At 64.2% G+C, this 17,704-nt stretch carries 17 protein-coding genes and 1 pseudogene; 15 read left to right on the top strand and 3 right to left on the bottom strand.

Annotated elements, in window-relative coordinates:
- Positions 1-109 precede the first annotated feature (109 nt).
- The 8 genes and pseudogenes from EV650_RS00305 to EV650_RS41450 all read left to right on the top strand — a co-directional run bounded on the left by EV650_RS00305 (position 110) and on the right by EV650_RS41450 (position 8,113).
- Positions 110-3,214, top strand: a complete 3,105-nt coding sequence (locus EV650_RS00305; protein ID WP_134114123.1) for a DEAD/DEAH box helicase — start codon at positions 110-112, stop codon at positions 3,212-3,214.
- Between the two features lie 842 nt (positions 3,215-4,056).
- On the top strand, positions 4,057-4,560 hold the full coding sequence (locus EV650_RS00290) for a DUF6879 family protein (protein WP_134114119.1): 504 nt from the start codon (positions 4,057-4,059) through the stop codon (positions 4,558-4,560).
- Positions 4,557-5,399 (top strand): helix-turn-helix domain-containing protein, encoded by an 843-nt coding sequence (locus EV650_RS00285; RefSeq protein WP_134114117.1) that lies wholly within the window; start codon positions 4,557-4,559, stop codon positions 5,397-5,399. Before EV650_RS00290 ends, EV650_RS00285 begins: the two co-directional genes overlap by 4 nt.
- Positions 5,400-5,432: 33 nt before the next feature.
- On the top strand, positions 5,433-5,765 hold the full coding sequence (locus EV650_RS00280; RefSeq protein WP_134114115.1) for a hypothetical protein: 333 nt from the start codon (positions 5,433-5,435) through the stop codon (positions 5,763-5,765).
- A gap of 212 nt (positions 5,766-5,977) precedes the next feature.
- On the top strand, positions 5,978-6,238 hold the full coding sequence (locus EV650_RS00275) for a hypothetical protein (protein WP_134114113.1): 261 nt from the start codon (positions 5,978-5,980) through the stop codon (positions 6,236-6,238).
- A 12-nt stretch (positions 6,239-6,250) separates the two neighbouring features.
- Positions 6,251-7,099: a DNA/RNA non-specific endonuclease gene (locus EV650_RS00270; protein ID WP_134114111.1), complete on the top strand. Its 849-nt coding sequence runs from the start codon at positions 6,251-6,253 to the stop codon at positions 7,097-7,099.
- Position 7,100: 1 nt separating this feature from the next.
- Positions 7,101-7,514, top strand: a complete 414-nt coding sequence (locus EV650_RS00265; RefSeq protein ID WP_134114109.1) for an immunity protein YezG family protein — start codon at positions 7,101-7,103, stop codon at positions 7,512-7,514.
- 57 nt (positions 7,515-7,571) lie between these two features.
- A pseudogene (locus EV650_RS41450) lies at positions 7,572-8,113 on the top strand (DUF6879 family protein).
- On the opposite strand, the gene EV650_RS00260 reads toward EV650_RS41450, so the two are convergent.
- Positions 8,025-8,684, bottom strand: coding sequence for a YdcF family protein (locus EV650_RS00260; RefSeq protein ID WP_134114107.1), 660 nt, complete (start codon positions 8,682-8,684; stop codon positions 8,025-8,027). The pseudogene EV650_RS41450 and the gene EV650_RS00260 overlap by 89 nt on opposite strands.
- A gap of 9 nt (positions 8,685-8,693) precedes the next feature.
- Positions 8,694-9,401, bottom strand: a complete 708-nt coding sequence (locus EV650_RS00255; RefSeq protein WP_202874275.1) for a GntR family transcriptional regulator — start codon at positions 9,399-9,401, stop codon at positions 8,694-8,696.
- 118 nt (positions 9,402-9,519) lie between these two features.
- On the opposite strand from EV650_RS00255, the gene EV650_RS00250 reads away from it, so the two are divergent.
- Genes EV650_RS00250 through EV650_RS00220 form a run of 7 tightly spaced genes read left to right on the top strand, consistent with a single transcriptional unit; the run spans position 9,520 to position 16,654 of the window.
- Positions 9,520-10,860: an ABC transporter substrate-binding protein gene (locus tag EV650_RS00250; RefSeq protein ID WP_134114105.1), complete on the top strand. Its 1,341-nt coding sequence runs from the start codon at positions 9,520-9,522 to the stop codon at positions 10,858-10,860.
- Complete coding sequence (locus EV650_RS00245) at positions 10,857-11,780, top strand: carbohydrate ABC transporter permease (RefSeq protein ID WP_134114103.1); 924 nt, start codon at positions 10,857-10,859, stop codon at positions 11,778-11,780. Before EV650_RS00250 ends, EV650_RS00245 begins: the two co-directional genes overlap by 4 nt.
- On the top strand, positions 11,777-12,589 hold the full coding sequence (locus EV650_RS00240; protein ID WP_134114101.1) for a carbohydrate ABC transporter permease: 813 nt from the start codon (positions 11,777-11,779) through the stop codon (positions 12,587-12,589). The genes EV650_RS00245 and EV650_RS00240 overlap by 4 nt, the downstream gene beginning before the upstream one ends.
- Position 12,590: 1 nt before the next feature.
- Positions 12,591-13,367, top strand: coding sequence for a 6-phosphogluconolactonase (locus tag EV650_RS00235; protein ID WP_134114099.1), 777 nt, complete (start codon positions 12,591-12,593; stop codon positions 13,365-13,367).
- A 4-nt stretch (positions 13,368-13,371) separates the two neighbouring features.
- Entirely contained in the window at positions 13,372-14,673 is a 1,302-nt protein-coding gene (locus tag EV650_RS00230; RefSeq protein WP_134114097.1) for a family 4 glycosyl hydrolase, read from the top strand.
- Positions 14,670-15,620 carry a hypothetical protein gene (locus EV650_RS00225; RefSeq protein ID WP_134114095.1) on the top strand — a complete coding sequence of 317 codons (951 nt, stop codon included), beginning with the start codon at positions 14,670-14,672 and terminating at the stop codon, positions 15,618-15,620. The genes EV650_RS00230 and EV650_RS00225 overlap by 4 nt, the downstream gene beginning before the upstream one ends.
- A 59-nt stretch (positions 15,621-15,679) precedes the next feature.
- Entirely contained in the window at positions 15,680-16,654 is a 975-nt protein-coding gene (locus EV650_RS00220) for an aldo/keto reductase (protein WP_134114093.1), read from the top strand.
- Between the two features lie 48 nt (positions 16,655-16,702).
- Here EV650_RS00220 and EV650_RS00215 read toward each other — a convergent pair whose 3' ends face one another.
- Positions 16,703-17,590 carry a LysR family transcriptional regulator gene (locus EV650_RS00215; protein WP_134114091.1) on the bottom strand — a complete coding sequence of 296 codons (888 nt, stop codon included), beginning with the start codon at positions 17,588-17,590 and terminating at the stop codon, positions 16,703-16,705.
- Positions 17,591-17,704 lie beyond the last annotated feature (114 nt).

The following is a 17,704-nucleotide window of genomic DNA, read 5'->3' as shown; positions in this document are numbered from 1 at the left end:
TGATTCGTCGTAGAGATCCACCCGAATGCGCAGGACACGCTGCGTGGATCTCAAACTGCATGGCTGTCGGTGCCGTCTGGCAAGCTCCTCTGCGAGGGGTGATAGCCGGATGAAGTCTGGGATCTACGACGCACTGATCACGAACGGCCTGCTCGAGGCGATAACGATCGGTCAGACTGACGGGCAAGTTGCCGTGCTCCACGATGTAGACGAGGCCGATCAGGCGGACGTCCTCGCCAGGCATGTAGGAGATGCCGTACGACGTGTGCTCGCAAGTACTCGCGATGAGGGGAAGCGAGTTGCTCTAGTCAACGACCTCCTGCAGCGAATGGCAGAGCACGCTGACGCACTGCCAGATGGGAAACCTCGTCAGCTACACGCCCTGAGCTTGCCCGCTCGGCCAGGCGTCAACAGCTACGGCGAGTCCCGTCCGAGTACTCCGTTATCCGACGCGGCCCTACTCACCAACGCCGTCGGTGAGCCGTCACTTGGACCGGAACTGCGCGCCGAGATCGACACCTCCGATGAAGTCGACCTGATCTGCGCGTTCGTGAAGTGGTATGGCCTCCGCCTGCTCGAGCCAGAACTGCGCCGCCTCCGACTTCGCAATGCCCCGTTCCGCGTCATCACCACCACATATCTCGGCGCAACCGATCGGAAGGCGCTTGACCGACTAGTCAACGACTTCGGTGCGGAAGTGAAGATCCAGTACGACGTACTCCGAACCCGTCTCCATGCCAAAGCCTGGCTGTTCCGACGAAACACCGGCTTTGACACGGCGTACGTCGGATCCTCAAATCTCTCGCGCGCTGCTCTGCTCGATGGTGTCGAGTGGAACGTCCGCCTCTCGCGGATCGCCACGCCGGGTCTGCTGAACAAGTTCGGTGCGACGTTCGACACCTATTGGAACAACTCGACCTTCGAGTCCTACGATCCAGAGCGCGACCGTGACCGCCTCGACGATGCCCTGGCGGAAGCCGGCGGGCGCACCTCATCGGATCGGGTCACGATTTCCCTCGCAGGTCTCGAAGTACGTCCGCGGCCCTATCAGGCCGAGATGCTTGAGGAGATCGAGGTCGAACGCGACGTCCATAACAGGCATCGCAACCTCGTAGTGGCGGCGACTGGCACCGGCAAGACCGTCATTGCAGCACTGGATTATCGACGCCTCCGCGATGCTGCCCTTGGGCGCGGTGAGCCGGCGCCATCACTCCTCTTCGTGGCCCATCGCCGAGAGATCTTGCAGCAGTCGTTGCGCACTTACCGCGAGGTCCTGGCAGACGCCACTTTCGGGGAGGAGTATCACTCAGGCGCGCGCCCCGAACGCTGGCGGCACGTGTTCGCCTCTGTGCAAGCCCTCACCGCATACGACGTGACGACGATGCCAGCGAACGCCTTCGAGATCGTCGTTGTCGACGAGTTCCACCACGCCGCAGCGCCCACGTATCGCCGGCTGCTCAACCACCTTGAGCCTCACGAACTGCTTGGCCTGACGGCGACGCCAGAACGCACCGACGGCTTTGACCTGCTGAGCTTCTTCGGCGGCAGAACAGCAGTCGAACTTCGTCTCTGGGACGCTCTCTCGGCCGACCTCCTGTGCCCGTTCCACTACTTCGGGATCGCAGACGGCACCCAACTCGCCGATCTCCAGTGGAAGCGCGGCCGGTACGACGAGCGGCAACTCGAGGAGCTGTACACCGGCAACAAGGATCGCGCAGCCATCGTCCTGCGCGAGGTGCGGGACAAACTCTCCGACGTACACGAAATGAGAGCGCTCGGCTTCTGCGTCTCGGTCGCCCACGCCGAGTACATGGCCGAGGTCTTCAACACCGCAGGTATCCCTGCACGGGCTGTCTCGGGCACGACCCCAACATCCGAGCGGGATCAGGCCTTGCGCGATCTGAAAGACCGCCGTGTCAACGCCCTGTTTGCCGCCGACCTCTTCAATGAAGGACTCGACCTCCCTGAGGTCAACACCGTGCTCTTCCTTCGTCCTACTGAGAGTCCAACCGTCTTTCTCCAGCAACTCGGCCGTGGCCTGCGCCAGGCTGACGGGAAGCCAGTCCTCACAGCCCTCGACTTTGTCGGACACCAACGCAAAGAGTTCCGTTTCGACCTGCGTTTCCGCGCTCTCACCGGCAACACCCGCAGAGGCTTGGAACGACAGGTCGAGCAGGGTTTTCCGCTCTTGCCGGCTGGGTGCCAGATCGTTCTGGACAAGGTGGCGCAGGAAGTGATCCTGTCCAATCTCCGTGGCCAGGTCACTGGACGTTGGCAGGACATGGTCAAGGAACTGAAGGCACACGGCGAGCAGAGTCTGCCAACCTTCCTTCACGAATCAGGAGCCGAGCTCAGCGACGTACTGCGGACCGGCCATAGCTGGACTGCTCTCCGCCGCGAGGCCGGACTGCATACTCGCGCGGGCTCAGTCCATGAATCAGGTCTTCTACGACGTGTACGCGCTCTTGCGCACGTGGACGACCACGAGCGGGCTCAAACGTATCGCCGTCTGGTCCAGGACGACCGGCCGTCGTACGACGAACTGGCGCCGACACAACGTGCATACGCCCGCATGCTCTTCTTCTCGCTGTGGCCAAATGGCGGCGGCTTCGCGTCCTACTCCGACGGCTTCGATGCGCTCCGCCAAGAGCGCGCCCTGCGGGATGAATTGCTCGAGGTCGCTGACTTCGCGATGGACCACGCTCGTCACCGCGGGATCCGACTCACCGGCCGACTCAGCGACCTCCCCCTCCGCGTGCATGCCCAATACCAACGCGAAGAGCTCCTCGCCGCGCTCGACTACGCCAATCTGCAGCGTCGCCCGAGCACGTTCCAATCCGGCGTCATGTACTCCCAGGAACGCAACGTCGACGCCTTCCTTGTCACCCTGACGAAGTCCGAAGCGGACTACTCCCCCACGACGATGTACCGGGACTACGCGATCAGCCCAACGCTCTTCCACTGGGAATCCCAGAGCAGCACCTCCGTGAGTTCACCCACGGGCCAGCGCTACCTCAATCACCGCGAGCTAGACACCAACATCCTCATCTTCGCCCGCCAACACAAACTCACCGACCTAGGCACCGCCCCTTACCTCTTCCTAGGCCCAGCCACCTACACCACCCACACCGGCGACCGCCCCATAGCCATCACGTGGCAACTAACCCACCCAATGCCCACAGAGGTCTTCCAAGCCGCTTCAGTTGTAGCTTGACACCAGGTCCCCCATGGCATGAACGAATCGCGAAGCGGCAATGATTCACGCCTGACGAGCTCCGTAAGCGGTTGCGCCAGGTGAGTGGGGAGGTGTGGAGGGCTGCCTCGGCTAGGCGGTGGGCGAAGGGGGTCTGGAGTCGGGCTCGGGGAGGATTCGATCCAGCCATCGACACGCTTGTAGCCGGCTTTGCCGTACTCGACTGCTTGCATGAGGCATTCGAGCGGTCGGCGTCGTTGGCGCGCTGTGTGGAAGGTCGCCGATGCGTGTCTCTTGAGAGTCGTGCCGCAAACCGAGGTAGGCGGCGGGTCGCCGCCTTCCTCGCTGGCGATCAGAGCCGCGAGCTGCGCACCCTGAGGCTGTGCTCGGCAACGGATTCCGGATCGCGTACGCCGACATGCCACCAGTCGGCCCTGCGCATCCGCTTGAGGACGCCCATCTCGTAGGCGAACGCGACGGTCCCTGCTGTGTCTCGGTCGGTGGTGTCATCAGCGCGACTGCCCGCGTCGCATCTCTAGCAGCACGCGCGGACAGTTGTCTTGCAGGTCGGCCGCGAGTGACCTTTCCCGTCTTGGAAAGTGGCGGTCCTTGACCTGCCTGGGCGACGCCGGGGAGCATCGAACGAACAATGCGGACGAGGAGGCAGACCATGCTGCGGAAGCTGTCAGGTGATCCAGCGTGCAAGAACGGAACCTGTCCGACGTTGTGGGCAACGGAGGACGGTGCTCACTACGTGGTTCAGGGCTATGTTGAGTCAGATCCAGAGCGACTCGCCCAGCTCGACCTGCCGGCGGGTGAGTCTGCCGTCGTCGTACCAGCTGCGGTCTTGGAGACGTACTTTCGTGCTCAAGGGTGACGAATTCGGCCGCCTTTTCGAGTCGTTCGAACGCGACGCGTTCCGCTTCGAGACCCTGGCGGCGTACGACGTCGAGGAGGAGAAGGAGGAGTTCGAGAGATTCCTCGCGGGTGAGCCGATGCCGCCGGAATGGTCGGACAACCCATGGGTGCGAGCGATCACGGGTCGAGGTAAGTCGATCTCCAGAGTTCACGTCCTGCGCTCCCCGCTCACCGACTACCTTCGCTACGAGCTAGCGGCCTACCCTGGCAACGTCGCGGCCGGCGAGAGCATCGGGATCATCGACCTATCGCATAAGGATGTGTCAGGACTCCCCGACCACGATTTCTGGCTGTTCGACGACTCAGAGATCTACCGGATGTTCTACACGCCCGATGGCAAGTTCGAGGGAGCGGAGCTGTTGCCCGCGGACCGACTGCCTGAGTACCGGCGGTATCGAGAAATCGCACAGGCGAACGCTGCGCCGCTGGAGGAGTACCGGCCCGATTGAACAGCGATCGGCAGAAGGACCTTGGGAAAGCCCTGCGTGCACTGCGGGTCGTCTCCGGTCAGACCGGAGACGCCATTGCGCGCAGGGCGGCCATGTCTGCGGGGAAGCTATCCAAGATCGAGAATGGCAGGGTTCTTCCGTCGGCCCAGGACGTCGATTTGATCCTGACCGCGCTGCAGGTGTCCGAAGACGCCAAGGCGGAGTTCGTCAGCGCTGCGCGGTTGGCGGCGACCGAGGAGACGGCCTGGCGGGAGCTCCGCCGGATGGGTCAGTGGAAGCATCAGCAAGCTATCCAAGCCGTCGAGGCACAGACGACGACGCTTCGTCTCTTCCAGGGTCAGTTGATCCCGGGTCTTCTCCAAACGGCTGAATATGCATCAGCCGTGTTTGCATTGCCACCGACGCTGCCGGAGGAAACAAGAGCGAAGACGATCGCGGCTCGGATGGATCGGCAATCTGTGCTCTACGAGCTTCACCGCTCCTTCCACTTCGTCATCTGCGAACACGTACTTCGGTGGCGGATCTGTGCTCCATCGATCATGGCCGTTCAGATTGACCGACTCTTGTCCCTGTCTCGTCTTCCGAACGTCCAGATCGATGTCCTGCCGCTGGATCGACAGATGCCGGACTTCCCGATGACATGCTTCAGCGCGCACGACGATCGACTCGTGATCGTCGAGACCTTCCATTCGGAGCTCACGACCCGCGACCCGAGAGACGTCTCGCTGTACCTCTCGACGCACGACCGATTTGCTCGTGTGGCTCTCCAGGGGGACGAGATGCGCGAGCTCTTGAGTCACATCCGTGATGGGTTCTTTCGGACACGGGAAAGCACCTAGTCCGGCGCACCAACCTCGGGTGACGCTGAGGACATGCAGACGAAATCGGCTGACCCGCTTCTACTCGGGTTCGTGCTGAAGCATCTCCTGACGGCGGAAGACGAACTAGCCGAGGCCGAGGCGTGCATGAAGCGATTTGCCGAGGGAAACGGTTACTCACTGGGCGCCGTCTACCTCGAGGAATCGGTGAGGACGCTTACGGCTTTCACAGGCCTGATCCAGGCTGTCAACGAGCACCAAGGAAGCGCGACGGTGCTGGTGCCTAGCTTGCTGCATTTCCAAGCGCTGGACCCTTCGACGGATGTCAAAGACGCCTTCGAGCGCACTACTGGCGCCCGCGTCGTGGTCACGCGGCCATCGCCTTGACTAATCAGCAGATCTCGCCTGTCGCACGGTGCCCTTCCGCACTCAGGTAGCGGGGCCACCCAAAAACGTCCCTGTCCGAACTGCGCCCCGACCCTGCATCCAATGGCGGCTCGGGCAGGGACCACTGCCGGCTGGCGCGGTGTGGTGACGAGACCCGCACTGCGCCAGCCGTTCCAACTGCAACCCGATGCTCGAGCCCAAGTGAGGCCGCTATGTCGCAGATCGAACAACTCAAGTTTCAGTTGCACGGCTTGGCCGACCAGTCCCGTCAGGGCGCGGGGAGCCTTGCCGGGTTCAAACAACGGTTCGAGCAGGCGAGCCAACATGTTCACGCCTTGATCTCGGGGTCGGCGACCGGCGCTGATCGGGACATCGCTGCAGTGCTGGATGCCGCAGGCAAATCGGTCGAGCAGGCGGTGCAAGCACTACAGATCGCCGAAGCGGGATGCCGCAGCTACGCAAACCAGATCTGATGCCATCCACCGATGCCCTCCGAACTGCAGCGGGTTGCGCAGAGTCTGGTCGACGTACTCGATGAAGTGCCGAGAGTGGTTGCGTATCTTCAGCGGACGGCACAGGTGTGTCGAGAGAACGCCGCGCTGGTTGGCTCCATGTCCAGCAATCCAGCCGCGAGGATGGCTGCCGTACAGCTTGATGAAGCAGCCAGGCGGTGTGAAGAAGCTGCGCACCACGCAAGCCTGGCGCCGCAGCGGGCACGCGCCTGGGCCGAGGAGATGGTCACTGGAGTGCGGGTCGCCGGGCGAGCCGCACCAACTGAACGGCAGCAGGTGCGCATTGAGCTCGACTCGGGCGAACCTGACACCGGCTCAGCAACCGATCGTCAGGTCATCGAACTGTCCACGACCGATCCTGACGACGTCCCACAACTCAGCGCGCCGCCTCCTGATGCGACTATCCGCGTTGATGGGAAGTTCGAGTACGACACCGACGACGCCGGACGAGTAATCAGCGCGAGGGCGGTGCTTGACCTGATCGATCTGGGGCATCCACGAGACTCGGCTGCGCAGCGAAAGCTGGTTGGCAAGCTCCCCGGCGACCATGCTGGGCACATCTTCGCCCGCATCTTCCGAGGGCCGATAGGGACTTTGAATCTGCTGCCAATGCGTGGATCGGGCGTCAATCTCAGCCAGTACAAGACGTTGGAGAATCACTGGCGTCGCCTCATTGAGCAAGGCGAGTCGATCGACGTTACGGTCGGTTTCAAGTACTCCGACGACAGCACACGACCGGATACGATTCGAGTTCGGTACAAGCATGCTGGTGGTGTCGTGCGCGTTGCTATCGACAACAAACCGGAGCGAGGGAAGAGCTGACATGATTGGTGAAGCACAGGAGCAGCTCAAGGCCGTCGGCCAGTCGCTAGCGCGTTCAGGGCCGCGGGGCTGGCGTGAGCTCGAGCTGAACATTTCCGCGGCGGGCGGGATGACCCGGACGATCGTGACGGCGACGCGTGAGGATGGCAGTATCGATCGGGAGTGCGAGCTTGATGACGACGGCGAGGACACTGCGGCCGGGCTTCGGGAGGCGATGTATGAGGCGGGGAAGGGGACCTGGTACAACGCGCGGTTGACGCTCGACAGGTCTGGGCAGCTTGGCGCCGACTTTGACTACGACAACGCGCCGTTTGACGGTGACGCAGATCGTCGGCTCCTGATCGAAGACCAGCGGCTGTTTCCGCGCGACGCCGAAGCGCTTCCTGCCTGGCACCCCGCACGCGAGAGCCCTTGATCGTCGGGCAGGCGTGTCGTGTCGGAGTCGTTCGATGAGTTGCTTGCCAAGTGCAACATGACCGCTCTCAAGCTGGAGTTCCGCGATCAGTACATGACCGACGACCCCCAGGTACGTCGCGTGGCAGGCAGGCGATCTCGATCGGGCTGTGGGGAGTACGCCGGCTGGGCCGCGACTGCTCGCGCCGCGGTTCAGCGCGGGAGCGAGATCAAGCGGGCCCGGATCGTCAGCGAACCTGTCTCGGAGTGCATCACCTTTGAGCATGCTGTGACATCGAGGGCCACTGTCGCGGCCGGTGGGCTGATCCGATGGTCCCCCGACAACGGGTATCGGACATCGCGCTGCCTGGTAACGACGTCTGGGTCTTTGATGACAGCGTCCTGCAGTTCTGCCTCTTCGGCGGCGATGGGCACTTCGTGGGTAACGAGGTGAGCCACGACCCGGATGTGGTGAGGTTATGCACCTCCGGGTTTGCAGCTGCCTGGCAGCGTGGCATCGACCACGACCGATTCATGTCGTTGCGAGGCGGCTGGTGTAGCCGGTGGAGATCAGGCGGCGGTAGGCGGTCTCGACGTCGTCGGGGATGTCCTGCGCAATAGCGAATCCGAGGGCCGGATACTCCATCACTCGCTGAAAATCGCCGACCAGCATGTCCAGTACGAGTTTGGGGTCTCCGATACTCGCGAGGTACTCGTTCAAGCCGATTGGTTGCGAGGCGCAGATTGCACGGACCTCAGGCCAGACCTTCTGGCAGGTGGCGAATGCTCGCCGTTCCATGTACGGCTTCGAGATCAGCAGCACGGTCTTGACTGGTGTGCCAGAAGCGGCCAGCAGGTCTCGCGTCAGCGCTATGTTCTCACCGGTGTTGGTCGCGTTCGTTTCGATTCTGATCGCTACAGAAGGTACGCCGAGTTCGATGGCGTGGTCGCGGTAGTGCACGGCCTCGCCGCGCGGGAATCGTGCCGCTGTGGTGCGGCTGGTGGCGCCGGTGAAGACGATCATCGGGAAGAGCTGCTCGTGGTACAGCTTCACGGCGAACGTCGCGACACCCAGATCGTGACTGCCCAGCCCGATCCCTACGTCCGCCGGCTCCGACTGATGGTGCATGAGGTGGTAGTCCCAGATCACCTGAGCGTCCTCGAGATCCTTCGCCGAGACCGCGCTGATCATCAACTCACCTTAGCGGGTTAGGTCGGCGGTGAATTGGTAGGCGTCGCCTCTGTAGTGGTTGGTGCCGGATAGGAGGGGGGTGGTGGCTTGGGAATAGGCGATTTCGGTGGCTACGAGGATGGCGGCGTTGGCGGGGAGGTTCAGGAGGGTGGCCAGGGTTTCGCTGGCGTTTTGGGCTTGGACTGTGTAGCGGGAGTAGGCGAATTCGATGCCGTGGGTGGAGAAGAGTTCGTAGAGGGACGCGTCGGTCAGGTCGGTGCCGGTGAGCCACGGGGCGACAGCGAGGGGGATAACCAGGTCTTCGACGGTGACGGGGCGGCCGTCCATGCCGCGGAGGCGGCGGATGGCTGTGACGGGGGCGGTGGGCGCTAGGTGCAGGCGGTGGGCTTCTTCGAGGGTGGCGGGGCGTTCGCGGTGGTCGAGGATTTCCGAGCTGGGGCGGAAGCCCAGTTCGTGGGCCATCTCGGTGAAGGACTGCAGGCGGCTCGGGGGCTCACGCAGTACGAGGTCGCGGACGTACCACCCGCGTTGGGGTGACGGGGCGATCAGGCCGTCGTCGGAGGCGGCCTGGAAGCCGGCGCGGACGGTCATCCGGCTGAGTCCGGTCTCCACTGCGAACTGACGTTCGCTGGGCAGCCGGCTTCCGGTCGGGTACTTCCCGCGGACGATCCCCTCGCGGATCCGCTTCTTGACGCGCTCAACGGCGGGCTCTGTCACGACGGCAACTATACCAGTTTCGGCGTCCACGCTAGGCGCAATCCGAAACTGGTTCACACTGGCATAACTGGTTTGAGCGTCGTAGGGTGGCCGGAAGTCACAGGACGAAGGAGTCACGATGGTCACCAGGCGGACCGTGTTGAAGTCCGGGGCCGCGCTCGGCCTGTTCACGATGGCCGGCTGCGCGCCGCAGGGTACGAAGGCGAGCAGCGCCCCAACCACGCCCGTGAACTCGATCGATGTCGCCAAGGCCGGCGCCGTGACGCTGTCGATGCTCGACTGGTGGTCCGGTGACGCGGCCCAGTGGGTGGCCAACGCGGTCAAGGCGTACCAGCAGAAGTATCCGAACGTGACGATCAAGCGCACGTCCGTCGACTGGGGTCAGCTGACCCAGACGGCCAATCTGCGGTTGAAGGAGAAGACCCCACCGGACATCATCACGGTCAACAACGGCTGGCAATCCCTTGGCACGTTGGCCAAGGCAGGGCTCGTGATGAACCTGGACGGCTACTCGAAGTCGTTCGGTTGGGACAAGTTCCCGAGCACGATCCTGTGCCAGACCCAGTTCACCCCCGACGGCAAGTCGATGGGCACCGGCTCGCTGTTCGCCACGCCTGTCGCCAGTTCGTCGCTGATCGGTCTTTACTACAACAAGACTGTTCTCCAGAAGGCAGGAGCCACTGCGCCTACGGACCTCGCATCCTTCGAGGACGCATGTACCAAGGCCAAGGCCGCGGGCCTGATCCCGATCGGCTACGGCTCGCAGGACAAGGGCTCGTCGACCGCGATCCTGCTGGCCCTGCAGGACATGTTCGGCGATCAGCAGAAGATCAACGACTTCGTCTACTCGACAGGCGCCGTGAAGGCAGCGGACATCGGTATGACGGAAGCCGCCGAACGTCTCAAGTCGTACCAGGACAAGGGGTGGCTCACGCCGAACCATGCCGGCATCCAGTACGCCGACGCTGTCGACGCGTTCCTCAAGGGCAAGTCCGCGTTCCGCTTCGAGTACACGGGAACGTTCGCCTTCAAAGGCGCCCAGAAACAGGACTACGGCTACGTCCAACTCCCCCAAGTCAATAACCAAAAGGTTGTAGGTACGGGCGCGTCGACAGCCGTCGCACTCGGCTCGAAGTGCGCGCACCCGGACGTCGCCGCCTCGTTCCTCGACTTCCTCGCCGGCCAGCAGACCGCGCAGTACGTCGTACAGAACGGCCTGCTGCCTCTTCTCCACGACGTCCAGGCGCCGGCGGACAACCCTGAGTTCGGTACAGAGATCGCCGGTCAGCGGTCGCTGGACAAGGACAACGGCTACGTCCCGTACTTCGACTGGTCCACTCCCTCGATGCTGGACACGCTGGGCGGTCAGGTTCAGCTGCTGCTGGCTGGCCGGACTGCACCCGACGGGCTGGTCAAGGCTGTGCAGGCCGACTACGACAAGTTCCAGGCCGGGCGATGAGCGTTCTCGCCATCGGTCGCACCAAACCGCGAACGCGGACCGTCTCGCGACAAGCGCGCAAGCGACGCTGGATCGGGCTCCTCTACCTGTCCCCCGCGCTCTTGCTGTACGGCGCGATCGTCCTCGTACCGCTGCTCCAAACGGTGAACTACTCCTTCTACAAATGGGACGGCGTCAGCGAACCGTCCTGGGTCGGACTGCAGAACTACCTCGAGTTCGGACGCGATCCACGGATGTACGCCGCGTTCGGTCACGTCCTCGTACTCATCCTGATGTTCGGCCTGATCCCGCTCGGACTCGGACTGATCAGCGCTGCCTTGCTGAGCCGGGCGAAGATCCGGGGCGAAGGCATCTATCGCTGGTTCCTCTTTCTCCCGCAGGTGTTGACGAGCGTCGTGGTCGCCATCATCTGGAAGCGCATCTACGCGCCGGACGGCCCGTTGAACGGACTGTTGCGCGGAGTCGGACTAGGCCACCTCACCCGCAACTGGCTCGGTGACTTCACCTGGGCGCTGCCGTCGCTCGGCATGATCGGCGTCTGGGGCGGCTTCGGTTTCACCATGGTGCTGTTCCTGGCCGGCATCCTCGCCATCCCGGACGAGCTCTACGAGGCCGCGCGGTTGGACGGATCGACGCGCTGGCAGGAGTTCCGGCTGATCACGTTGCCCAGCCTGCGCGGGCAAATGGCGATCGCCCTCACCCTGACCATCACCGGTGCGCTCAGGACCTTCGACCTGGTCTACATCACCACGCAGGGCGGACCCGGCACGGCCACGACCACACCGGCGCTTCTCCTTTACCAGTTGGCCTTCGTCAACCCCGATGTCGGCAGGGCATCCGCGACTGGCGTCGTGCTGGCCGTTCTCTGTCTCGGGATCGCGGTCGGCATCACGCGGATCATGGAGAACAAAGACCGATGATCTCCAGATTCGAACGCGTCTCGAATTACGTCATCGTCATCGCACTGACCGTCGGGGTGCTGTTCCCGGTCGGATGGTTCGTCCTGACCTCGCTCAGCCCCAACACGTCGGGCGCACTCGACTTCTCCAATATTGCCTGGAGCAACTTCACAGCGGCCTGGCGTGACGGGAACCTGGCCCACTCGATGTACGCGTCGCTGGTCATCACGGTGTCCGCGGTGATCGGGCAGACCATCCTCGCGATCCTTTCCGGCTACGCGTTCGGCATCCTCGGCGTGGTCGGCGAGCGGTACCTCTTCCCGATCATCCTGCTGGGGATGATGGTCTCGACCGAAGTGATCGTCATTCCCTTGTACTACGAGTTTCAACGCATCGGCCTGACCAACTCGTGGCTGGGCCTCGTCATCATCCAGCTCGGAATGGGAGTCCCGTTCGGGACGTACTGGATGCGGGCGACGTTCCGGGCGCTCCCCCGCTCGGTGATGGACTCGGCCGCCGTCGACGGAGCGAGCGTGTGGAGCACGTTGTGGCGCATTCTCGTCCCGATGGCACGTCCCGCGGTTCTCACCCTGGTCCTCCTCTCGTTCATGTGGACCTGGAACGACTTCTTCCTGTCGCTGATCTTCCTCGGCGACCCCGAGAAGCAGACCGCGACCGTTGCCCTGGGCGCCTTCCAGGGCCGGCACGTCTTGCAGGTCAACCTGATGGCGGCCGGCTCACTGATCGTCTCGCTGCCGGTCGTTGCCCTCTACCTCTTTTTCCAGCGCGAGTTCATCAGCGGCGTCATGGCCGGCGCCGTCAAGGAGTGACGTGGCGACGCCCATCACAGTGATGTCCTCCGCCGCCGAGATCGGCGAGGTCGTGGCTCAGCAGATACTGGACCGCCTGTCCACCAGGGATCGGTACGTTGTCGGCTTCCCCGCCGGACGCAGCGCGACTCCAGTGGCAGCCGCCTTGAATCGCCTGGCGCACGAACAAGAGGTACGCGTCGACGGCCTGCAGGTGGTGATGATGGACGAGTACGTCACCGGACACCCCGGCCAGTGGAAGCTGTTGTCCCCCGATACACCGCACAGCTGCATCGGCTGGGCCCAACGAAACTTACTGGCGCCACTCAAGGACCTCGGCCTGCATCCCGCAATCGCCCCCGACCCCAACGAACCCGAAGCCCTCAAGCAGGAAGTCCTTGCATTGAAAGGCATTGACCTCTTCCTGCTGGCCAGCGGTCAAGGCGACGGCCACGTCGCCCTCAACGGTCCGGGTACGCCGCGCGACGCGCCCACCCGGGTCGTGAAGTTGCCCGAGTCAACGCGCCGCGACAACGTGTCCACCTTCCCGAACCTGCAGTCGCTCGCCGACGTTCCGTCGTACGGCGTCACGATCGGTACTGGGGAACTGGCCGAGCTCTCGCATTCCGTGGTGATGCTGCTGTGGGGGCCGAACAAGGCATACGCGTTCGACCGAGTTCGTCAGGCCGACCGCTACGACCCGTTGTGGCCGGCAACCATCGTGCACGACTGCCGCAACGCCCTCATCTACGCGGATGAAGAAGCCGCACAAAAGTCAGAACGAGAAGGGGTCTCATAAAGACATGGCTCGAATCAAGATGGCTTACATCGGCGGAGGATCCTCCCGCGCGGCCGGCACGATGGCCTCGTTCCTGTGGCACGGGCCGGAGTTCGCCGGCTCGGAGGTCGTGCTGATCGACAAGGACCCGGAGCGGTTGGAGACGGTACGCCGGATCGCCGAGAAACTCGCTGTGGAAGGTGGGGACGGCATCACCGTCACCGCGACCACCGACCAGCGAGCTGGACTGACCGACGTCGACGCCGTGCTGACCAGCTTTCGTCCGGGCAACTTCGCCGCGCGTGCACTCGACGAGCGCATTCCGATCAAGCACGGCGTGATCGGGCAGGAGACCCAGGGGCCTGGCGGCTTCTTCATGGCGCTGCGCTCCATCAACGACATGCGCAGCATCACCGACGACCTGCAGGCGGTCGCTCCGAACGCAGTGATCTTCAACTACACCAACCCCGTCAACATCGTCTCCCAGGCGGTCGCGGACTACACGCCGATCCCCATCTACTCGATGTGTGAAGGGCCGCTCGTGTTCCCGCCCGTCGTACTCAAGGCGGCCGGACTCGACCCCGAGCGGGCCAAGGTCACCATGGCCGGCGTCAACCACAACTGCTGGAGCTACGAGCACTTGTACGACGGCGTCGATGTCATGCCGTTGCTCGACGCGGCGTGGGAAGAGCGCAAGAACGACCCGACGCTCGACGAGAACTCGAAGCGGGCCCTGCACCTGGCCGTGGTCATGCAGTCGATCCCGTCCGACTACTTCAACTACTACTACTTCCGGAACGAGGTGTTCAGGGAGCAGCAGGCCGCGCCTCGAACCCGTTCGGAAGTGATCATGAACGCAGTACCGGGCTACTGGGACCACTACCGTGAACAGGCCGATTCCGGCCATCCCGAGCTCGATCCGGCCCGATCGCGCGGCGGGATCCACGAGCTCGAACTCGCCATCGACGTCATGAGCGCCTACTACAACGACACGGGTGCACGCTTGCCCGTCAACCTGCCGAACGCCGACGGAGCGCTCCCGGGTTTCGACGCGGAGACTGTGGTCGAGGTCTACTGCACCGTCAATCGGAAGGGTTGCCACATCGACCCGCAACAGCCGCTGCCGCTTGCTGTCCGGGGTATCACGCGCGAGCTTGCCGACTACCAGATGCTCGCCGCGAAGGCTGCTTGGGAGGGCAATAGGGCCGACGCGATCCGGGCGCTCGTCGCGAACCCGCTCGTCCCCGATCTATCCGTCGCCGAGCCCCTGTACGACGAGCTTGCCGCGGCGCATGCGGCGTACCTGCCTGAAAGACTGCTTGGGTGAGAGACGTCTTTCTCGCCGTCGACGCCGGGAACACCAAGACCTGGGCGGGGTTGACGACGGCCGAAGGTGACCTGATCGGCCTCGCCCGGGGCGGCGTCGGCGACATCTACGCGCCGGCCGGGCCGGGGGCCGCCAAGTCGGTCGTCCTCGGCCTGATCGACGACGTACTCGCGTCTGCCGACATCCGCCCGTCCGACGTCAGGCATGCGGCCTTCCGCTTGGCAGGTGTCGACTGGCCCGCGGATGAGCAGTTCTGGAGTGCGGCGCTGGGACCACTCTTCAGTGACCTCAGCATCAAGAACGACGGCTTTGCCCTGATTCGATGCGGTCGGCTCGATGGGCAGGGCATCTCCGTCGTTCTGGGCACGGGCGCTGCGCTGGCCGGTCGCGGGCCGGAGAAGGAGTTGGCGCTGTCGTGGTGGCTGCAGCATCCGATGGGTGGCGCCGGGCTGGTGAACGAGGCGTTGCGAGCGGTGTATCTGGCTCAGCTCGGACTGGCTGAGCCAACGAAGCTTGCCGCCGTACTGCCGCCGCTGTTCGGAGCATCCACGCCGGAGGAGATGCTCGAGATCACGACCGCGCGGGGCAACGCCTTCACATTCGCAGCGCAGGCGGCGCTCGCTCCATCGGTCCTGGCTCTCGTCGACGACGACCCGGTTGTGGCCGGGTTGGTCAACACGCAGGCGGAGCGGATCACGGACTACATCGGAAGTCTCGTTCGGACCTGTGGACTGGTCAGACCAGTGACCGTGGTAGTCGGGGGCGGCCTCGTCCGAGAGCCCGATGCACCGCTGTACGCCGCACTCCGCCGTACCTGCGATCCCGACGCCGATCTCCGCCATACCCAGGCGCCGGCCCTGGTCGGAGCGCTACTGGATGCGATCGCCGAAGGTGGTGCCACTCCGACCGAAATCGCCCGGGACAGGTTGACTCAGAAGCTCAGGTGATGGCTTTGTCCTGATTCTTTTGTTTGAAGTGTTGCCGTCGGCGCGCAAGGGTGGTGGGTATGGACTTCACTCATCTTGGGCGTACTGGGTTGTCGGTTAGTCGGATTGTGTTGGGGACGATGAACTTCGGGCCCCACACCGAGGTGGGGGACGCGCACGCGATCATGGACGCGGCGCATGACAAGGGCATCAACTTCTTCGACACGGCCAACGGGTACGGGCGGGCCATCTACCCGGGCCGGACGGAGGAGATCATCGGCGAGTGGTTCGCGAAGGACCCGGCGAACCGGCACAAGACCGTGCTCGCCACCAAGGTCTACGGCGACATGGGCGACGGCTGGCCGAACGAGGGCAAGCTGTCCGCACTCAACATCCGGCGCGCGCTGGACGCGTCGCTGAAGCGGCTGCAGACCGACTACATCGATCTGTACCAGTTCCACCACGTCGACCGCGCGACGCCGTGGGACGAGATCTGGCAGGCGATCGAGGTCGCGATCCAGCAGGGCAAGATCCTGTACGCCGGTTCCAGCAACTTCGCGGGCTGGCACATCGCGCAGGCCCAGGAGGCCGCGGCGCGACGCAACTACATCGGCCTGGTCAGCGAGCAGTCGATCTACAACCTGCTGGTGCGCGACGTCGAGCGCGAGGTTCTGCCGGCGGCGCAGTACTACGGCCTCGGTGTGATCCCGTGGTCCCCGCTGCAGGGCGGTCTGCTCGGCGGCGTCATCCGCAAGGAGAACGAAGGCGTACGTCGCCTCGAGGGTCGCTCGAAGGAGACCCTGGAGAAGCTGCGCCCGCAGATCGAGCAGTACGAGGCCTTCGCGGACGAGCTCGGCCACGAGCCGGGCGAACTCGCCCTGGCCTGGCTCCTCCACCAGCCGGCCGTAACCGGCCCGATCGTCGGCCCGCGGACCATGGAGCAGCTCGAGTCCGCAGTACGCGCAGTCGACGTCAAGCTCGACGAGAAGGCCCTAGCCCGCCTCGACGAGATCTTCCCCGGCTACAAGACCTCCCCCGAGGACTACGCCTGGTAACAGCAGTACCGAAGAGGCCGTCGTACCCGCGGGGGTGCGACGGCCTTTCTACGCGTGGACCGCGGTTGTTGGGAGCATGCCGATGAGGGCGTCGGCGGCTAGGGAGGCGGCGGGGCCGGTGGGGACGGCTACTGAGACCTGCCAGGGGGAGGCGGCACCGGGGGCCAGGGAGACCGTGACGTGGTCGCCGTGTTTGGCGGCGATGCGTTCGGGGACGAGGGCCACGCCGAGGTCGTAGGCGACGAGGGCCAGCAGCGTGTGTACGTCGTTCACCTCGATCGTCACCGGGTGGGCGACGCCGGCGGTGGTGAAGGCACTGTCGGAGATGGCGCGAGCGCCCCAGGTCGGGTCGAAGTCGACGAAGGACTCCCCCGCCAGGTCGTCCAGCGTGACGGCGGATGCCTTCGCGAGACGGTGGTCGGGCGCGCAGACGAGGACCATCGACTCGCGGGACAGCGGTCGCAGGTCGAGTCCGTCGATCGGGTCGCCGGCAGTGGCGACGAAGGCGACGTCGAGACGGCCGGAGGCCAGTTCGTCGAGCATCGGGGTGGAGCCGCCCTGGCGGACCTCGATCTCGACCCCGGGGTACGCGGAGCGGAACTTCGCGAGCAGCGCCGGTACGTCGACCACCCCGAGGCACTGCTCGAGCCCGACCGTCAGGTGACCGCGCAGCAGCCCCTGGACCGCGGCGACCGCGTCCTTGGCGGCTTCAGCGGCGGCAAGGGTACGACGTCCCTCGCACAGCAGCGCCCGTCCGGCCTCGGTCAGCTCCACGCTCCGGGTGTTCCGGACGAACAGTGAAGCCCGGAGCTCACGCTCGAGCGCACGGATCGAGGCGGACAGGCCCGATTGCGAGATCGACATCGCCTCAGCGGCCCGGGTGAAGTGCTTCTCCTCCGCCACCGCCACGAAGTGTTCCAAGTGCCTCAGCTCCATGACTAAGAACTGTAGTCGATCGAAGGAAATCGATTCACCTGTCCCACATGTCGTCGGGGTCATCCGCACTAGCCGCCGGGCTCGTCAGGGGACGGTTATCCACAGCCGCGAAGA

This window comes from Kribbella kalugense (assembly GCF_004365875.1).
Lineage (GTDB): Bacteria > Actinomycetota > Actinomycetes > Propionibacteriales > Kribbellaceae > Kribbella > Kribbella kalugense.
The sequence above is the reverse complement of the archived record's forward strand: the minus strand, read 5'-3'. Positions and strand labels throughout refer to the sequence as shown.

What these genes read in the sequence shown, in the direction of transcription:
- EV650_RS00305 (WP_134114123.1), top strand. Translation starts at nt 110, where the DNA reads ATGAAGTCTGGGATCTACGACGCACTGATCACGAACGGCCTGCTCGAG.
- EV650_RS00280 (WP_134114115.1), top strand. Translation starts at nt 5,433, where the DNA reads ATGCAGACGAAATCGGCTGACCCGCTTCTACTCGGGTTCGTGCTGAAG.
- EV650_RS00275 (WP_134114113.1), top strand. Translation starts at nt 5,978, where the DNA reads ATGTCGCAGATCGAACAACTCAAGTTTCAGTTGCACGGCTTGGCCGAC.
- EV650_RS00270 (WP_134114111.1), top strand. Translation starts at nt 6,251, where the DNA reads ATGCCCTCCGAACTGCAGCGGGTTGCGCAGAGTCTGGTCGACGTACTC.
- EV650_RS00265 (WP_134114109.1), top strand. Translation starts at nt 7,101, where the DNA reads ATGATTGGTGAAGCACAGGAGCAGCTCAAGGCCGTCGGCCAGTCGCTA.
- EV650_RS00260 (WP_134114107.1), bottom strand. Translation starts at nt 8,684, where the DNA reads ATGATCAGCGCGGTCTCGGCGAAGGATCTCGAGGACGCTCAGGTGATC.
- EV650_RS00250 (WP_134114105.1), top strand. Translation starts at nt 9,520, where the DNA reads ATGGTCACCAGGCGGACCGTGTTGAAGTCCGGGGCCGCGCTCGGCCTG.
- EV650_RS00245 (WP_134114103.1), top strand. Translation starts at nt 10,857, where the DNA reads ATGAGCGTTCTCGCCATCGGTCGCACCAAACCGCGAACGCGGACCGTC.
- EV650_RS00240 (WP_134114101.1), top strand. Translation starts at nt 11,777, where the DNA reads ATGATCTCCAGATTCGAACGCGTCTCGAATTACGTCATCGTCATCGCA.
- EV650_RS00230 (WP_134114097.1), top strand. Translation starts at nt 13,372, where the DNA reads ATGGCTCGAATCAAGATGGCTTACATCGGCGGAGGATCCTCCCGCGCG.
- EV650_RS00220 (WP_134114093.1), top strand. Translation starts at nt 15,680, where the DNA reads ATGGACTTCACTCATCTTGGGCGTACTGGGTTGTCGGTTAGTCGGATT.
- EV650_RS00215 (WP_134114091.1), bottom strand. Translation starts at nt 17,590, where the DNA reads ATGGAGCTGAGGCACTTGGAACACTTCGTGGCGGTGGCGGAGGAGAAG.